Origin of the sequence: Paenibacillus sp. FSL R7-0026, assembly GCF_038004485.1 — a bacterium.
In the GTDB taxonomy this organism is placed as follows: Bacteria; Bacillota; Bacilli; order Paenibacillales; family Paenibacillaceae; genus Paenibacillus; species Paenibacillus xylanexedens_A.
The window spans coordinates 1,093,845-1,111,257 of record NZ_JBBORG010000001.1 but is presented as its reverse complement, the minus strand read 5'-3'; the positions used below and the strand labels follow the sequence as shown (position 1 = coordinate 1,111,257).

Annotated in this window: 13 protein-coding genes; 1 reads left to right on the top strand and 12 read right to left on the bottom strand. The window is 48.8% G+C overall.

All coding sequences use genetic code 11. The features are described from left to right. Positions 1-236: 236 nt before the first annotated feature. From MKY44_RS04945 to MKY44_RS04930, 4 genes are all read right to left on the bottom strand, one after another. Positions 237-1,127 (bottom strand): permease prefix domain 1-containing protein, encoded by an 891-nt coding sequence (locus tag MKY44_RS04945; protein ID WP_341006238.1) that lies wholly within the window; start codon positions 1,125-1,127, stop codon positions 237-239. After that, positions 1,114-1,458, bottom strand: a complete 345-nt coding sequence (locus MKY44_RS04940; protein ID WP_315938067.1) for a PadR family transcriptional regulator — start codon at positions 1,456-1,458, stop codon at positions 1,114-1,116. Before MKY44_RS04940 ends, MKY44_RS04945 begins: the two co-directional genes overlap by 14 nt. Before the next feature lie 28 nt (positions 1,459-1,486). Next, entirely contained in the window at positions 1,487-1,684 is a 198-nt protein-coding gene (locus MKY44_RS04935; protein WP_445670635.1) for a cation:dicarboxylate symporter family transporter, read from the bottom strand. A gap of 104 nt (positions 1,685-1,788) precedes the next feature. Beyond that, entirely contained in the window at positions 1,789-2,262 is a 474-nt protein-coding gene (locus MKY44_RS04930) for a DUF4362 domain-containing protein (protein ID WP_341006236.1), read from the bottom strand. A gap of 169 nt (positions 2,263-2,431) precedes the next feature. On the opposite strand from MKY44_RS04930, the gene MKY44_RS04925 reads away from it, so the two are divergent. Next, positions 2,432-2,881, top strand: coding sequence for a hypothetical protein (locus MKY44_RS04925; protein ID WP_341006234.1), 450 nt, complete (start codon positions 2,432-2,434; stop codon positions 2,879-2,881). Between the two features lie 113 nt (positions 2,882-2,994). Here MKY44_RS04925 and MKY44_RS04920 read toward each other — a convergent pair whose 3' ends face one another. From MKY44_RS04920 to MKY44_RS04885, 8 genes are all read right to left on the bottom strand, one after another. Further along, a complete protein-coding gene (locus tag MKY44_RS04920; RefSeq protein WP_341006232.1) occupies positions 2,995-6,480 on the bottom strand; it encodes a glycoside hydrolase family 2 TIM barrel-domain containing protein in 3,486 nt (1,161 codons plus the stop codon). 257 nt (positions 6,481-6,737) lie between these two features. After that, entirely contained in the window at positions 6,738-8,708 is a 1,971-nt protein-coding gene (locus MKY44_RS04915) for an IucA/IucC family protein (RefSeq protein ID WP_341006230.1), read from the bottom strand. Continuing rightward, a complete protein-coding gene (locus tag MKY44_RS04910; RefSeq protein WP_341006229.1) occupies positions 8,668-10,011 on the bottom strand; it encodes a type III PLP-dependent enzyme in 1,344 nt (447 codons plus the stop codon). Before MKY44_RS04910 ends, MKY44_RS04915 begins: the two co-directional genes overlap by 41 nt. Continuing rightward, positions 10,008-10,784, bottom strand: coding sequence for an HpcH/HpaI aldolase family protein (locus tag MKY44_RS04905; protein WP_341006228.1), 777 nt, complete (start codon positions 10,782-10,784; stop codon positions 10,008-10,010). Before MKY44_RS04905 ends, MKY44_RS04910 begins: the two co-directional genes overlap by 4 nt. Further along, positions 10,781-12,760: an IucA/IucC family protein gene (locus MKY44_RS04900; protein ID WP_341006227.1), complete on the bottom strand. Its 1,980-nt coding sequence runs from the start codon at positions 12,758-12,760 to the stop codon at positions 10,781-10,783. The genes MKY44_RS04905 and MKY44_RS04900 overlap by 4 nt, the downstream gene beginning before the upstream one ends. Then, the gene (locus MKY44_RS04895; protein WP_341009782.1) at positions 12,735-14,525 is read right to left on the bottom strand and encodes an IucA/IucC family protein; all 1,791 of its coding nucleotides are present in this window, start codon (positions 14,523-14,525) and stop codon (positions 12,735-12,737) included. The genes MKY44_RS04900 and MKY44_RS04895 overlap by 26 nt, the downstream gene beginning before the upstream one ends. Next, entirely contained in the window at positions 14,503-15,918 is a 1,416-nt protein-coding gene (locus tag MKY44_RS04890) for an MFS transporter (protein ID WP_341006226.1), read from the bottom strand. Before MKY44_RS04890 ends, MKY44_RS04895 begins: the two co-directional genes overlap by 23 nt. 11 nt (positions 15,919-15,929) lie before the next feature. Next, entirely contained in the window at positions 15,930-17,285 is a 1,356-nt protein-coding gene (locus tag MKY44_RS04885) for a diaminobutyrate--2-oxoglutarate transaminase (RefSeq protein WP_341006225.1), read from the bottom strand. Positions 17,286-17,413 lie beyond the last annotated feature (128 nt).

Below are 17,413 nucleotides of genomic sequence, written 5' to 3'. Positions count from 1 at the left end.
GACTGGGCCTCAATTTGTTGAGGGTGGCTGTCCTCTTGTTCAGATACTTCAAAATGGTCATCTCCTTAGGCCAAGGCACACAGTATATATGCCCTATACTATGTCCTTAGCACATTCGGAGAGTGTGCGAATAACTATGGGGGAAGCCCAATAAAAAAGACAAGAGTCCTGCTATAGTTGTCCTTTATCTTGCCAGCGTGGCTTCATTGTCTAATTATGGGGGAAGCTGAATACCCTTATGAAGCGGAGCTTAACTTCCTTTTTGCTGTCCAATAGATCCAGCCTTGGAATACTACAAATAACGCTACTGCCATGGTCAGACTCATCCCCATCTCCACCACTCGCTGCATATTCCCACTCAGGAAAACGCTGTACCCCTGAGTCACCGCGGAACTGAACTGCTCTGAGGCGAAAAATACATAATAGAGACTAAACATCAGCATATGAACAAAGGTATACATGATGGAAAAGGCAAAGGGAAGAATGGATATATACTTATTTTTACTTATCGCAAACATAATGAGTGCCTGTGCGCCCAAGAAGATAGAGGCGATCAAGGTGGACCCCAATCCTCCAGACGTATGAAGCACGCCACTAAAAAATAACTTTTCAAACATATTAAACGTAAGTCCTTCACCCCAATAATGATACATCACCTGAAAATAAGCTTGCAGATACCCTAAAGTGAATAAAAGGGGTACAGATAACAGGCAAAGGCGATCCACACGTTTGCGCGTAAACACAAGACAAGCACCTAACGCACACACCGTAATCCAAAAAATAGGCATTAATTCGATATACCGATTATGCACACCATATCGATTCGCGATTAGTCCACCCGCCAGTGTTACAATGAATAGGAGCAAACCTGCTAAAGCACAGCCAAAAATCGTTCTCATGTTGAATCCATACGTTTCTTTGGTTACCGTTTTGCGCAGTTCTGAGATAGAGCCAAATTGTTGAATGGAACGTTCGATGGCCTCCGTCTCTCCCAACCCCTGGCGCTTTAGATGATCCACCGAGGAATAGAGGTGAGCGGCCATTTCTTCTCTCCACTCAGACTTTTCCCTCTTCGTTAAAAATGTAAATCGAAGTACTTGATCAAAATACTGTTCAATGACTTCCATGCAGATCCCCTCCCAAGAATATATCAATAATCTTGATGTTCTCCGTCCATGATGTCCTCAATGTGTTGAGCTGAGTTTGGCCATCCGGGGTGATTCGGTAATATCGCCGCCGCGGTCCACTAATTTGCTCTCCCCAATAACCCTCTATGTATCCATTAGCCTCCATACGTTTCAGTGCCGGATACAACGTGCCTTCTTTTAGATCAAACTGACCATTGGTCTCGTCATTCACCGTTCTGGATATTTCGTATCCATATGCATCCTGCTTATTCAGTACAGACAGTACAATTCCATCGATGTATCCTTTAATCATTTCGTTTCTCAGCTTCACACACCACCTACTATGCAATTCTATGTAGTTAAGCATAACAAACAAATATTGTAAAAAGCAATCTCAAGGAGCCGATTGTCTCAAAATTAATCTTATTCAACGTTGCACGCAACGATACGAAGCCGGAATCGGTAACTCCGGCAGCGCCTTTGGAGGTCAGCATCAGTACATCGAGCAGTACCAGCACCTGGGTAATGGCAAGCTCCACCCCATATGCCTGAGCCATGAACATCGCCGGCTCAGGTAGACCGAACCCATCATTTTACCGATGGAGAACAGTTAGCCTATGCCGGTATTGCCAATCGTATATACCAGGGCCCGAAGGTTCATTTAAAGCTTAGGCATCCAGAAGGGGTTCTCTTCCTTCTCACACCCGGTTAACACGTAAAAAATATGTCCCTGCTCACTCTTCATTGTCCCGATCCCTTTGCAGGTGTCGGTCTTCATTCCCTGTTTGGAGCCATAGGCATCCCTTGAGTTATCGTAAGTCGATTGAATAGCTGTACCATCATAGATCAATTCTTGGATAATGGGCCCACCTTCAATGGTATACATCGTTACACGAACCTGATCCTGCTGTTTTTTCTCCACATTTTTCATAAATGTGTTCCACTTATCTTCGTTCCGTATGCCTCCATGAAGCACAACCACATCCCCGCTTTGCTCCGCTTGCTCTGGATTATGGGGCTCAATAATTTCTGGAAAAACTTGCGTAATTCCGGAAGCATTCGTTGTTGGATCATTTGCTTCACAAGCAGTTAACAGCATTAAAGCTAACGATAGGATAAGCATACTTTTTCTCATTCCATCACCTCATGTATGAAACGGTTCAATATTATCCTTTGTTGCATGATTATGCTTAATTTGTCATTTTTATGTAACTCCCTCGTTGTCCCGAACGTTTAGAATCATAGAAATGTATAAACAGGAACGAAAATTTTAATGATTTATCATTCAGCAGGAGGTTAATTTAATGACGTTAAAAACAATGCTCGGTGTAGCACTGGCTCTATCTGTACTCATATCCACCCATTCGGCCGATACAGCGACTCTAGCTTCAACGAACGAACGGCAGTCAAAGGGATTAGCCCATGAAATGGAGCGCTCCTTCCCAACATCTACATCTGTTCTGCTCATTGCCCCAACTCAACATGAAGGTCGTTCCTCATACAACGGCAGCTTCACAATGGTTGCTTCGAACGGGACACATGCCAACATATCAATTGGAAACAACAGCAACCACACGGTATATGTGAAAATGTATGTAGATGAAGTAAGTGAACCTATGGAAACATCTATCAACAGAAATAGTGATAAAACGATAAACCTGCTTGCATTACAAGACACGGATATTAAGTTGTACATCTATAGCAGAATAGGTCATCACTTAGATCTTTCAGTTGAAGCAGAGCAGTCTCATTGATGTTTTCTCTCACACCTACATACAAGAACAAGAAAAACCCTTCACGCAAGCGATTCAGATTCACGTTCCCATGAACCGATGCCTGCTTGAAGGGGTTTATATTTCCATCACATTTATTTCTCGAATCGGAACCAGCCAAAGTCAAACTGACTGCCTGGCAGGAAAATAAAGCTTACTTTCTGCTCACCTGTCACGCGTTCAAGCTCAAACACCCGCTCCTCATATCCACCTGACTGGGTGAACTCAACCAGTTGGTTGCTCTGGCCGTCCGCACCTGCAAAGCGAATATGAATCGTATTTTTATCAATTGGTGAATGACCGTAGATCACGAGCTTTGATGTGCCTTCTGCCGTAAAGTCCATGTTTTCAAACTCCAGCGATACATTGTTCCCGATACCTTCTACACGATCACCCTCAATTTTAAACGTATCTCCGTAGATGTGATCACAGCATGCAGCAGCGTTCTGTTCAAAGGCACGACTCTGGCGCTCGAAGGAGAAACCTTTAATATGAATCTTCTGTTTCAGTACAAAACAGATCGATGTAATTCCGCTAAGACGTTTGGACAATTGGTAGGTCTCTTCCTGGTACACATTCCAAATGGACTCTTTGTCATACACCACATCCGCGATCATCGTGCTTCCCTCTTCATCCGGCATACCTTCCCAGATCTGAATGAAATACTCCTCCGTGGACAACGTAAAGATCGGAATGGTAATCGTATCGGAGCCGTATGGTCCGAAGTCAATATTACGGAAGCCTACATGCGTCTCTCCGTCGCGACTTGTCGCCACCCCACGTTCGTTGCCGTTACCAACCTCACCTTTGGTGTAATCGTACAGTCCGCCCGTGATGAAGCCGTATGGATCTTTGTAAGCTGTACCGAGACCGTCCGCCTTGAACTCCAGCTGGGAGATGAGTTTCGTTTTATCCGTACCATTGGTACTGGTTGCGCGAAGCCGGAACTCCCCGTCACCTATAGCCGATACCTTCACCGCATGTTGATGCTCACCGTTGTCGCCTGTTTCTGCTTGAACAGCTTCCACTTTGGCAATGTTGGACTCGATTCCAGCATCATTTACAACAGCCCACTCGATGTCGCGATAGGAAGTGTTCTCTGGATACAGCTTGGTGGTTACAATTAACTCCGGGTTGGACGGATCGAGCAACTGTCCTGCAGTACTGATGATCTCGATTTTCCGCAAAGGAATCTCCTGAGCACGCCCCGTCAGGACTGGACGTTGTTCATTTTGCATGAAAACAGCTTGCGTTTGATTATTAACTACACTGCTCACTTCAAGTTCAGCGTCCACAACCTGCGATTCGAACTCAGCCATAGCCCCTTCCAACCCTTCGGAAGAAACTTCAATCCGAACCGTTCCAGGTTCATTTGTCGCTCCGATGATCGCCATCAGTTTGCCGCTGAATAGTCTTCTACTCAACCCTTTGTATGGATCATAGTCCGTGCTATCTCCGTTATCCAGACCCAGCAATCGTCCTGCACCCGTCACCTGAACTTGCACGCGGTTGTTCGCATTGTGAACGGGATTACCCGCTTCATCTTCCACATCAATTTCTACAAAAATAAGATCCGTTCCATTCGCTTGCAACTGCGCCCGATCCGCTTGCAGACGAATTTTCTTCGCATCCGTATAGGATCTTTGCACATCAGTCGCAATGATCTGGCCCTTCTCATCGTAAGCGATCGCTTTCAGCTCGCCCTCTTCGTACGGCACTTTCCACCAGCCGGATAGCTGTGTTCCGTTGGCATGATCGATATCGTACGTGCCAATGGTTTTACCGTTGAGTTGCAACTCAATCTTCGGTGCGTTGCTGCACACGCGTACATCAATAATCTGACCCGGGCTGAAATCCCAGTAAGGGAACAGGTGAACCATCGGACTTTTCTTATAATCCGTCCAAGCCGCTTGGTAGATATAATAAGAGTCTTTCGGAAACGTTGCCGTATCCAACTGTCCAAAATACGAATTCTTCGTATGATACGGTGTCGGTTCTCCAATATAATCGAATCCGGTCCACAGGAACTGACCCAGTGAATACGGCGTATCCCGCTCTGCCAAAATGCAGTATTCTGCCGACTTCGCGCCCCAGCTCGTCGTACTGTTACCCAAAGCCGAGCACTGCTCGTCGTCATCTGCCAGAATCGGCTGTTCGAACGGGAAGTGATAAATGCCACGACTCTGCACCACAGAAGACGTCTCACTACCATAGATAATCCAGTCCGGATGTTCTTCATGATGTTTGTCGTAATATTTTTCCGCGTAGTTGTAACCTGCCAGCTTCACGATATCCGCGCATTTTTGTGCATTTTCCCAAGGCATATAGTTCGAACCAATCGTCACGCCAGCATTACCTTTTGGATCAAATTCCAGCACATAGTCCATTAACATGCGAGTTACTTCCTGTCCACGCTCATCCGCATGGGTATCGTAAATTTCGTTCCCGATACTCCACATGATCAGACTGGCATGGTTACGGTCGCGCTTCACCCAACTCTTCACATCCGTATGCACCCACTCCGGGAAAAATCTCGCATAATCGTATGGCGTTTTCGCACGTTCCCACATATCAAAGGCTTCAGACACAACCAGCATACCCATCTCATCTGCAAGTTCCATGAACTCTTTGGCAGGCATATTATGCGCGGTGCGGATGGCGTTAACGCCCATTTCTTTGAGCAAAACAAATCTTCTGCGTAGTGCCGTCAGGTTAAAAGCAGCTCCCAGTGCCCCGAGATCATGGTGTTCACACACGCCGTTCAGCTTCATCTTAACTCCGTTCAGGTGGAACCCTTCATTGGCATCAAGTTTGATATCCCGGAATCCAATGCGCTGTGATACCGATTCAACTGTCCGATCTTCCGAGATCAATCGCAACTCAGTCACCAGTTCATACAGATGCGGTGCATCCGGGCTCCACAGGTTTGGACTCTCCACAATGATCTGTTGGCTATCTGCCAATGCGACCGCATTCTCACCCAGCGAAGCCGTAACATTCGTCTTCGTCGATGCCACCACCTGACCTTCATTCCGGATCGTATGCACCAACTCTGCGTTCTGATTCTGTTCCAGGTTCAGTTCCGTATCTACTTCCACCTGCCAGCCATTCGGATGCTGATTAATAGATACATAGATCCCATCCGTAACAATATGGTTGCGGTCTCTCGTGTTCAGCCACACATGGCGATAGATTCCGGCCCCGGAATACCATCTGCTGTTCGGGCTCTGATGCACTACTTTGACCACAATCTCATTGTCGCCTTCCACCAGTGCATTCGTGATCTCATGTTCAAAAGCAGAATATCCATACTTCCACTCCCCAACCAGCTGCCCGTTCACATACACCGAAGAGTCCATGTATACGCCATCAAAACAAAGCAGAAGCTGTTGCTCATCCTTCGTGTAATGGAACGTCTTGCGGTACCATCCAATGCTGTCCTCATACAGTTCAAGCGTATTATATATCAGCCAATCATGGGGAAGCTCCACAGGTTCATACACCAGACCCGCAGGTTCCGTAACATCCAGCTTACTTTTCGCAAATTGCCATCCATCATTAAAAAGCCTCTTCTGATTCATGTTAGTTTCTCACTTTCTTGAAGTAAATTATGATTGCGGTTACAACAGTAGATGTCTCTTCTTCCGAAAACCTTTTCGGTAATACACAAGTATGACTATAACACATAACCCGATTATATCATCAGTCTCTTTCCTGTAACTCCTTTTCATAAGATTTTTTAGCCATAATGATGAACGTTTTATTCCCTCCAAGCACTGTAACTTTCGATGACAACAAACCAAAAAGGCAACCCGTCAACCGGGTCACCTTCTGCATTCTATCCCTTGTAAAAAGGGTTCCACCCTATGCCTTTGCCCGATGGCATCGCGCCAGGCACCCCATCCGCTTCAAGCAGCGGACGGACAACTAACTTCACGGGCCACTCCTTGCTCTCGAATATCGCATGAGCGAGCGCGGCCCGGTCGGATTCGGGAAGCTGCACTTGTTGCAACGCTTCCTTCCAAGCCTGCTCCGTGATCTCCCATAACTTCGTTTCCGGGATTTGATACACCTCGCTAAGTGCCTCCATGATCGCAGCCAGATTCACCTGCGTCCCCAAAGACTGTACATAGAAGATCAGTTTCTGAATCGTCTCGTTATACAGGCTGTTCGAGTAGCCTGGACGAATATGATAGGCAGGGTCTGCAATGCCATGTTTGTCCAGATAAGGCTGATGCAAACGCACGGAATCATGATCGCGGAACAAGAGACCTTTTACCTCATTATCCTTCAACACCAGACAGCAGTTCTGACCATGAATCTCAGGTACAACACCCACCTTGAACAGGCGCATCACGATATCATAAAACGTCGTAGCTATGCTGGTATAAAACTCGAGAACATCCGTGCTGCTCAGGTTATCCCCCAGAATTTCCGTTAATAGATGATGCCCTTCCAGATTCACACCCAATGCGGCCATTGGAATGACTTTGTAGGCTTCATTCAGCAATTCAGCGGGATACACACGAATCTGTGCAGCCAGATGGCGTGGATGATCATCGAACAGTCCCATGGATTCTGGCATGAAGCCCCACCAGTTCTGCTCTTCACACATATACACCTTGTCCTTCAACGTCTCGTCACAAGCAACGGCCTGTCGTAGCATCCGTTCACCAGCAAGACCATTCAGAAGCTTGACCACCGGAAGATAGCGAGCAGCCCCCAGAGACAGGACGCTAACCGGTAGCTTGAGCATTAAGGTGGATTCAGTTGATGGAGCCATCGAGCGTAGAGAGGATGTTGCCTGTACGTCGCCCACTTCTACGTCCAATACGACAATGCTGCCTTCTTCGATCTCTCCCGTGAAGCGAGGCAGAATCACATGTTCCAATTGCCACGGGTGAACAGGCATCGGCAGATATTCGTTCAACGTGATCCCTTTTTTGGCAAACTCGGCTTCTACCACTCCGCGCTGAACATCGTCTAACACGTCCAAAATGGACAGCCCATCTTCACAACCTTGCTGCATGGCATCCAGCCGTATAGCCACCCAGCGCAGCGAAATCGCCTTCCCGAATTCTGCTGCATACCGTGTTACATCTTCTGCATTGAATCCCACCTTGGCTTTGGACGAAGGGTGAAATGGACGATCCCGCAATGCCGCAACACGTTCACCTTTGATAAACCATTCATACGCAGAAGCCGGGACGTTAGCGGACAGATACTGGACTTGTTCCCAGCCCAAAGCATACTGCTCCACAGCAATGTCCAGACTAACCAGGAATTCCGCCACCCCAGGCTGCGCATAGGCCTTATCCAACAAAGCCCTCTGTAACATTGCACGTCCAACTTCTGCCGGAGTATCAAGGAGAACCCAGCTTCCATCAGTTTTCTCCTCGTAGATCGGTGAACCCTGAACCCACTGAGTCCCCTGTCTTACTCCTGCTTCAACCAGACACAGTACACCTTGAGTGTGCAATCTATAGCGAGAAGCTACATTCTGATTATGCTCGCTGCCCTTTTCCTCACTTGTCTTGTCGGAATCATTTGTTTCCGCTAGCTCGTCCACCCTGATGCCAGTCTCGATCCCATTATCTAAAGTTGCTAATGCTGTTCTTCCCTTGTCTTTCATGCCTTCGCTGTCATATCCCTTGTACAATCGACGGAACGGTGCAGGTGCTTCGGCAAAATCAATGAATGGGTGATCCTCCAGTGGGAGTAATTGCTCCGACAAAAATGAATTCATCAGATCCGCCATAATCCGGCGTTCAGCGGCTTGCAGACTGAAACGTTTCATCAGTGTTGACATGATTATTGTCCTCCGTTAGATAATGGAATGCCGGGTGCGGATGCCCCAGAAAATCATGATGCGAGATGGTCCAGCAATAAGCCCCAGACTTTTCAAACAAAACAATATCTCCCACGCGCAGCAGTGCTACCTCCGCATCAGAATGCATGCGATCCTTGGGTGTGCATAGCTCACCTACGATATGGACTCGACGACCTCTTACCTCTGGCCGGGCAAATGAATGCTTCCAACGGTCCGTCTCCATAATCTGGAACGGGTGGTTATGCCCCCATGAAGCAGGCAGACGATTGTGGTGCGTACCTCCTCTTAACACGGCAAAATACTGATCATGAGAGGTTTTGATATCCGTAACTTCTGCTGCGTAGTACCCATGGTCTGCCACCAGTAGTCGACCCGATTCAAAATACAGCTGACCTCCGCGTGAAGCAAGGCGCTCTCTGGCTTCACTTTGCTCCAGCAGGGAAGTGAACAAGGGCCAGTCGAATCCGGGGCTGCCATCATACGTAACACCGAACCCACCTCCTGCATTCACCACTTCCACAGGAAGATCATACTGCTGCTGCCACTGCTCCACCTTTTGCAAATACAGCTCGATCATCTCGGCATGCAGCCTGGCATCCATATTGTTGGACAAGGAGTGAAAATGGAACCCGCTTAACCGAACCACACCCGCGCCTTCCACACGAATGAGTTCGATGGCTTCTTCCACCGCCTCTTCATCGATTCCAAAAGGACTCGGCCCACCGCCCATAACAATCTTCGTCCGAGGTAACGTACTGCTTCGCAGATTGATTCGGAGCAGTATGCGAACCTCCTGCGCTTGCTCCTGTTGTTGTTTGTGTTTCGGCTCATGTCCCGGTTTCTGCTCCCATTCTTGCTTCTGCCTGCTCCCCTGCTCCTGATCCATCGCTCTCTCTTTCGCAATCGCAATGATCCGCCGCAGCTCCAGCAGACTCTCCACATGGATGTAACTCACGCCATGTTCCATCGCTAGTCTCAGTTCGCTCTCCTTTTTACCCGGACCTCCAAACAGAATCGGAACCTCGCGACTTACCGCTCTAACCTTGAGTAGCTCTCCAATCGAAGCCACTTCAAAGCCCTTCACCAATGGAAGCAACGCCTCAATGATTCGCGGATCAGGATTCGCCTTAATGGCGTAGAACAACTGTGTGTTTCGGGGCATGCTGCCCAACATCTGACGTACTTGCTCCTGAATGCCAGCCAGATCGTATACATACGCACATACCGGTTCTTCCATTCCGCGTTGCAGTTCATCAATCGCCTGCCATACACTTGGTTTCATATCTGCCCACCCGCATTCCTGTAGTCATTCCGTTTTTGGGCATACGCCCGAAACGCCGTATTCCGATCATCACCCAGCACGTATATATGTACTCCCCGTTCAGCCCAGAGCGACATATCATCCACACCTCTGGTAACCGTTGCATAAGGTACTCCGCACTGCTGGGCGGTAGCATGCAATTCATCCAGCGCACGCCTCACATCCGGGTGCTCCGTCTGCCATGGCACACCGAGAGATTGCGACAGATCCGCTGCCCCTTCCAATACAAAACTCACCTGAGGGTGAGATAGAATCTGTGCACTTTGCCGCACGCCCTCTACACTTTCGATCATGGGGACTACCATCACCTGTTCATTAGCTTCCCCAATGTATCCCGTAAGCGGATATTTCCCGAATACACCGGGACGACCACTATTCAAGCTTCGCATGCCAACCGGATGATAGTAGGCGTGGCGAGCCGCTTCTTCCACCTGCTCCAGTTGCTCGACATGCGGAATGACGATACCTTGTGCGCCACAGTCCAGCACTTTAAGAATCTCCGCTCGCTCCACTTTCGAGATACGTACCAGCGGGGTTAGGCCGACCAGTTCCGCCGCACGGACCAACTCTTCCACCGATTCCATCGATGTTGCGGCATGTTCCAGATCAATAATGACAAAATCATATTCCGCATGTCCGATCATCTCAATAATGACCGGGTGCGGGATCGATACAAAAAGGCCATAAACAGGCTGTTTGCGTGCAATTTTTTCCTTCAGCGTGTTAATCCTCATTCGACGATTCCCTTTAATTCGGGTGTTCTCTTTGATTCAAGTGCATCCTTTGATATCTTGAGCGGATTGCTCGCTTTGCGGAAATATAACTCTCCATCCCCATACAGACGGCGCTTGGTCATCTCTTCGATCAGTGCATCTTCGGCCAAAAGGTCAAATGCCACAAACCGTTTCGTATACTCCGGGTGCTCTCGCTGATAATCTACAATTACACCTGCGCACAGCTGCCAGAACGCTTCCTCTGACAAACCAAACTTCTCCAAAGCCAGCGCAATATCTGTCATGCAGATAAAGAAGAATGCATCATACGTATAGTCCCGGACTTCCGACACATCTCCGGCATAGATGAAGGAATATCGATTGAACTTGCGGTGGGTTTCCGGCTCGGGGTTCAGCTTCGGTGCCTGTTCCGGGTGCAACAGTTGATCTGGTACATAGCGAACGCCATCATGCAGATCCTTGATAATGATTCGTTTCGGCAGATCATCTTCCAGTACCAAAATAATATTCTGGGCATGAGATTCCAGCGCAATCCCGTGTGCATAGAGCAAATGAATAATCGGCAGTGTAACTGTGCGAACAAGGGCCTCACTCCACTTTTCCACACCATGTCGCTCTACAGCATCTTGGATAAATGGAACACCATCCGGCTGCACCAACATCAATGCATTCAGAGGCCATGCGGTCTCGCCTTCCTTAAGATGAACCGATACATTCTCCCGCCAGATGGCACCGAGTGTACCGTAGGCACGTCCATACTGGGTTGCAGGCAACTGCTCATAACGGAACGACAATCCCATGATTTCTTTTAAAATGCCAAACTGCGCCTGCTGCAACAGCTCATCTTCACGAACAAGTTCATCCAGCCAATCGCTGATCAGCGGTGCGTTCTGGGTCGTATGCTGTGCCAGAATACGTGTGCTCGACGTGTTGGTGATGCTAAGGGCCAGCTTGATGTAAGGGGCTTCCGGATTCACCCGATTCGACAGCGAACGAATCGACTGCTGCGCACGATAGGGCGAAGACGATGGACCAAGATATACGATATCTCCATCTATACGCTGACGGGCAAATACCGATTCCAACTGGTGCTCCCACTGCCATGGATGAACCGGAATGAACACATATCGATCACCCGCCTTAGAACCTATTTCCCCATCCACCTTGCTGTCTTTGCTGCCAACGCTAGAGCCTATTAAGCTATCTTGAACAGCTGTTATTTCACCAACCTCGGCACTACTTCCAAACTGATCTGTACTCGCCGCATATGCGTTGACGTTCTCACCCGGGTCCGTAAGACCTTGTTGTTGCAGGATCTGTTCAAATCGCTGCATATCCTCTGCGGTCAGTTGTTGCCCCACCAGTTTTTCAGAGCTATACCCTGCAGATACAGCGGTCTGAGCAAATTCTTTTTTCACAGCAACCCAGACTAATGAAACCTTCGAGTTAAATTCTGGGCCATAGGCCAGATTGTCTTTCAAAGAAAATCCCAACCTCGACTTATAACTCGGATGATACAGATGACCGTCGGTCATGTGACTTTCAAGCGCATCATAATGCCGATCTTCATTCGGAATGTTCAAGGGCAATATAGCTTGGCACTGGCTGTCCTTTGCCATCGTTTCGAGCAGTTCCTGGATAAAAGCCGTGACATTTGCACCCTTCAACGCGTTCAGTACGATTTCCTCCAAAAACAGATCCAGATTGGTGCAAGGTACGCCTTCTCTTTGGATCGAACCCTTCTTCACCTTCACCCGGCCAAATGAAAACTTCCGCTCCGCTTCACACGTGTACGCCACAGAATGACCGGAAGATGTAAGTCCCTCGGTTCGCCATTCGCTCCCACTTACATGACTGTCCAGAATGCCTTCGAACCACATCGCCTCCAGTGTCTGCCGCATGATCCGTTCCTGTACAACCACGTAGACTGCTTCTGTCTTGCCGCCTGATTCAGCCCTGTATCCCACGACTCCCACGCATTTCACTCCCCATTCGTTTCATTACATTGCTCACCGGCACGTAGGCCGGGGTCTGGCTGATCCCTCTTAGACAACTCACCAAGTTTTGTTTGGCCAGAAAAGCATCCGTTGTCAGCAGATGTTGCACATATGCATTGCCCGTTCGCTCCAGTTCATCTACAAGTACCTCACGTACCTGCTTCCAGAAATGCTCCTCGGATACGTTCACATCTCGCGCCATCGCATGAATCAGAGAGCCCAGATGATTGACGATAAAATAGTACGATGTCCGCGCCCAGGCTTTCTCTCGCGAATAAAATAATAAATCGGACGCAGCACGATCCCGCTCACTTATAAGTTCCTCATCCACACTGACCCCTTCCAGATCGCGGACGATAAAATCCACTGGCAACCCATCCTTTAAGGTCACAAGAGTATTCTGCAAATGAGCTTCAAAATGAATGCCTTTCTCTCCCGCAGACCGTACAATCGGTAGCAGAGAACATTGCAGATAACGATCCAGCCAACGCTCAGCAATGTCACGTCCTCCACCCAGCATGGTCATCAGTCTCGACCGCATCCCAGGAAGCGGTGCTTCAACCAGACTGGATAAGACATACGTATTCTCGACATCAAACTCAATGGGCCGATAAGCTATCGTAAACAGACTGGTTAACTCTTCATCTTCAAAAGCACAAGTCGCTACACCTGTCTCATACGCAATATGCGTGTTCGGTTCATCAGCACCGAAGCAGTCATGCTGCCTGACGTACTTGGAGGCATCCAGTGTTCTGCGCATCTGCTCAGCACTATTGGTGCGAATCATGTTGGTAATCTGCATGTTCAGGGACAGCTTGATATTGCAGTTCCATTCGGGAACATAAACTGTACGGACCGAAGAGGTTGGGTAGACGGTAGGCCCCGCACTGCCAAGCAGGATTAATTTTTCATCTCGAAAATAGTGCTGTATCTCTGTCAACCGTGATATGTACGCATATTGCCATGGATGGACGGGCAGCAGCCCATACATACCACTCTTTTCTTTTAAAATAGGCTCTACATGGCTCCGCAGGAGATCAGGCAAATCCATTGCCGCCTCGTCATCCACCCATTCCTGCATGTAGACATCCTGCCTCACGGCGATATAACAGAGTTGAAATGATGTCCGTAACTCCGGACTGTACTTCTGTACATCCTGCTCGCTGAAGCCTTTGGAGTTTTTCGGAAACGGATGGAACGGATGACCATACAACAGTGACTGTTCCGATGTGCGATAGTCGTGGATGTCGAGACCGGCCGCTTGTTCGATATACAAGGTAAGGTTACCCACACTGTTATCTACCTTTTGTGCAAAATCTCTGGCATACGCCGCCTCGACGCGATTCGCATTCTCACCCCATGGATGTACATTCTCCAGCTCAAGTGAACTCTTCATTTCCATCGCACTTTTCTTCACTCCATGTTGATCCGAACTCGCTCCCTGTTCCCCATTCCCGCTTAGCTCAGATGTGATCCAACGTACCAGGTCGCTATAATGCACCGCTTCCCCGCCAGATTCCATGCTGAGGTATTCATGCTCCCCTATGGCAGAGTAATAAGACAAGTGTCCTGTCACCTTCACCCTACTGGCTTGAAAATTAACAGCGTACGTCAGCGTGTTCGGATTGATCCGAATATCGCTTTCCTTCTCTAGCGCAAGCTCACGGATGTAACAGTTCAGCAGCAGTTTGCACGAATGTTCATGGGCCTGCTGCTCAGCTTCAGACCGGAGCTTGTTTTCCATCTCGAACAATGATGCCAACCTTCTTTCGGGTTATAAGTAAGACCAGGGGAAGTGTAAGCAGTATGGCGCAGCCAAGTCCGATACAGATTTCTTTGAGCGCTCCCCATTTTGCCATCTCCATGGACGTTCCTGCCCCGGCAAGCCATTGCCAACGCATATCGTAATACAGGGTCAAGCCCATCACCGCAAACGAAGAAGCCAGACGCTCAATCGTGGTTGATAACACCGACCCTTCGTGCATGTCTTCGTCCGGTAATGCTTGCAGACCAATCGCAGAAATGCTCATGCCTGACAGACCAACGCCGATTCCTCGACACGCCATGAGTATACCGATGATCCAGATTGACGCTCCCAGGGGCAGAACTGCAAACGACAAGATCGATATGGACACCAACAATGTGCCCCATGCGATAAAATGCATGGACCGACCACGATCCAGTAAGCTGCCGCCAATCCACATGAACAGACTTGTACAGATCGATAAGGGAATGAACAGTGCACCGGACAGGGCCGGTGACAGGTGGAAGACGTCCTGGAACAATAGTGGCAATGCAAAGATCACGCCAAACATGACACAATCCTGAATAGTCGAGATCAATACAGTCAGCGGAAAGACGGCATTACGCCGCAGCAACTGGTACCGGATCAGTGGTTCCTTGCGATCGTTCTCGGTCTGGACGAACCGAATAAGCAGCACCACACCGATCGCAATCAGCATCCATGGTACCCATGCTGCCACGACAGGACTTGCGTACAACTGTACCCCCAGACTAAGGGCACCTACAGCGCAGATTAGCATCATGACACTGGATGGATGCCATTTTTTCCTACGAGCAGGGATATAGGTCTGAATGACTCGACCGCACCCGATGAACGAGAATATAGCCAGTGGCACATTGAGCCAAAACAACATTTCAAGCCGTCCATACTGAATAATGAAACCACCCAGTGTTGGTCCGGCAGCCGGAGCCAGCATAAGCAGCAAGCCCCACGCTCCAGTAATTCGCCCCCTTACCTCCGGTCCGTATACATCAAACAGCAACACAAGTGATAACGGAATCATCAGCCCCGCAGCAACCCCATGCATGAAACGGACCAGTAGCAGTACCTCAATAGACTGATAAAACAACGCACCTGCTGCCGAGAACAGTCCATAGATACTGATGCCCAGCATATACGTCTGCTTACGCCCCAGTCGGTCCACGATTAGGGAAGCCAGCGGCATTGTTAACGTCATGGCGAGCATGTATAGCGCTATGATCCACCCTCCTGCTGTCGTAGAAATCTGATAATATTGCACAAAATAAGGTAGCAGCAGGTTAAATGCACTGTTGGTCAGTACCAGCGAAAAAGCACCGATCAGAATCGCAAGTAATACTGCATGCCTTTTCATCAGGGATAGCTTCAGCATGCGGCTGTTGCTAAGGCAATCGCTTCAGCTACCGATTTCTCAAAGATCGCAAGGATTGCACCCGATTCTTGCTCCGTAATATTCAGCGGCGGCAGAAAACGAACAACAGCTGAATGACGCCCGCCCAGTTCCACAATTAATCGATTCTTGAAACATTCACGCTGAATAGACTCAGCCAGCGCACCATTAGGCAGATAATGTCCCAGACGATCCTTGCGTCCCATTGGATCAACCACCTCAACGCCAATCATCAGTCCTCTGCCTCGCACGTCACCAATCTCTGCATACCGCTCTTTCATTACATTCAGTTGATTCATGAACTGCTCACTGCGCAGATGTACGTTGTGTAAAACATCCTGTTCCCGAATATAACGAAGTGTAGCAAGTCCCGCAGCCATGGCGAGCTGATTGCCACGGAACGTACCTGTGTGTGCACCAGGTTGCCATTGGTCCAGCTCTTCCCGGTAGATGACAACAGACATAGGCAAACTTCCGCCAACTGCTTTGGAGCAGACAATTACATCAGGTACAATCCCGGCATGTTCAAACGAAAACATTCGTCCTGTCCGTCCGATGCCTGTCTGCACTTCGTCGATGATAAGTGGAATGCTTCGCTCTGCCGTGATTCGGCGCAGCTCCCTCAGCCATTCGAGATCTGCCGGAATCGCCCCGCCTTCGCCCTGAACCGTCTCCACAATGACTCCGCACGGTGCGGCAATCCCACTCTCGCAATCATCGAGCAAGTTCTCGATATACTGTGCGCTTAACCGGGCCGTCATGCCTTCACCAACACCAAATGGGCAGCGGTATTCATAAGGAAACGGCAGGAAATGAACATCGGGCAGCAGGCTTTGCAGATGTTGTTTCTTGCTCAGGTTGCCACTCATCGACATCGTCGCTTGGGTCGAACCGTGATAACCTCCCTGAAAGGCAAGAATAGACTTGCCGCCTGTAGCATGTTTGACCAGCTTAATGGCTGCTTCTACTGCATCCGCTCCGGTTGGACCACAGAACTGGATTTTGGCTTTGTCTCGCATCTCGGCCGGAAGAATGGAAAACAGTTCTTGCATATATGCAAGCTTCAGCGGCGTTGCCAAATCCAGTGTATGAAGCGGAATCTGCTGATCCAGAACATCGCGAATGGCGTTGACCACCGTGTCATGGTTATGCCCCAGCGCCAATGTTCCTGCACCAGCCAGGCAATCGTAGAATACGCGGCCTTCCGTATCGGTAATCTTCACCCCTTGGGCCTTGCTAATGACAAGCGGGAAATGTCTGGGGTACGATCTTGCATTGGATTCCTTCTCATTTTGCATCTTCAGATATTCCGTCTGCACCTCTACTGACATAGCCCTCTAACGCTCCTTATAATCGATTCAGGCTGAATCTGCTGCCTGTGATTCTTGTTCTACATTTTGCATATGACATGGTATTGGTTCAAAATCATGGTGAGGTCCGAATTACATGACGGTATCCG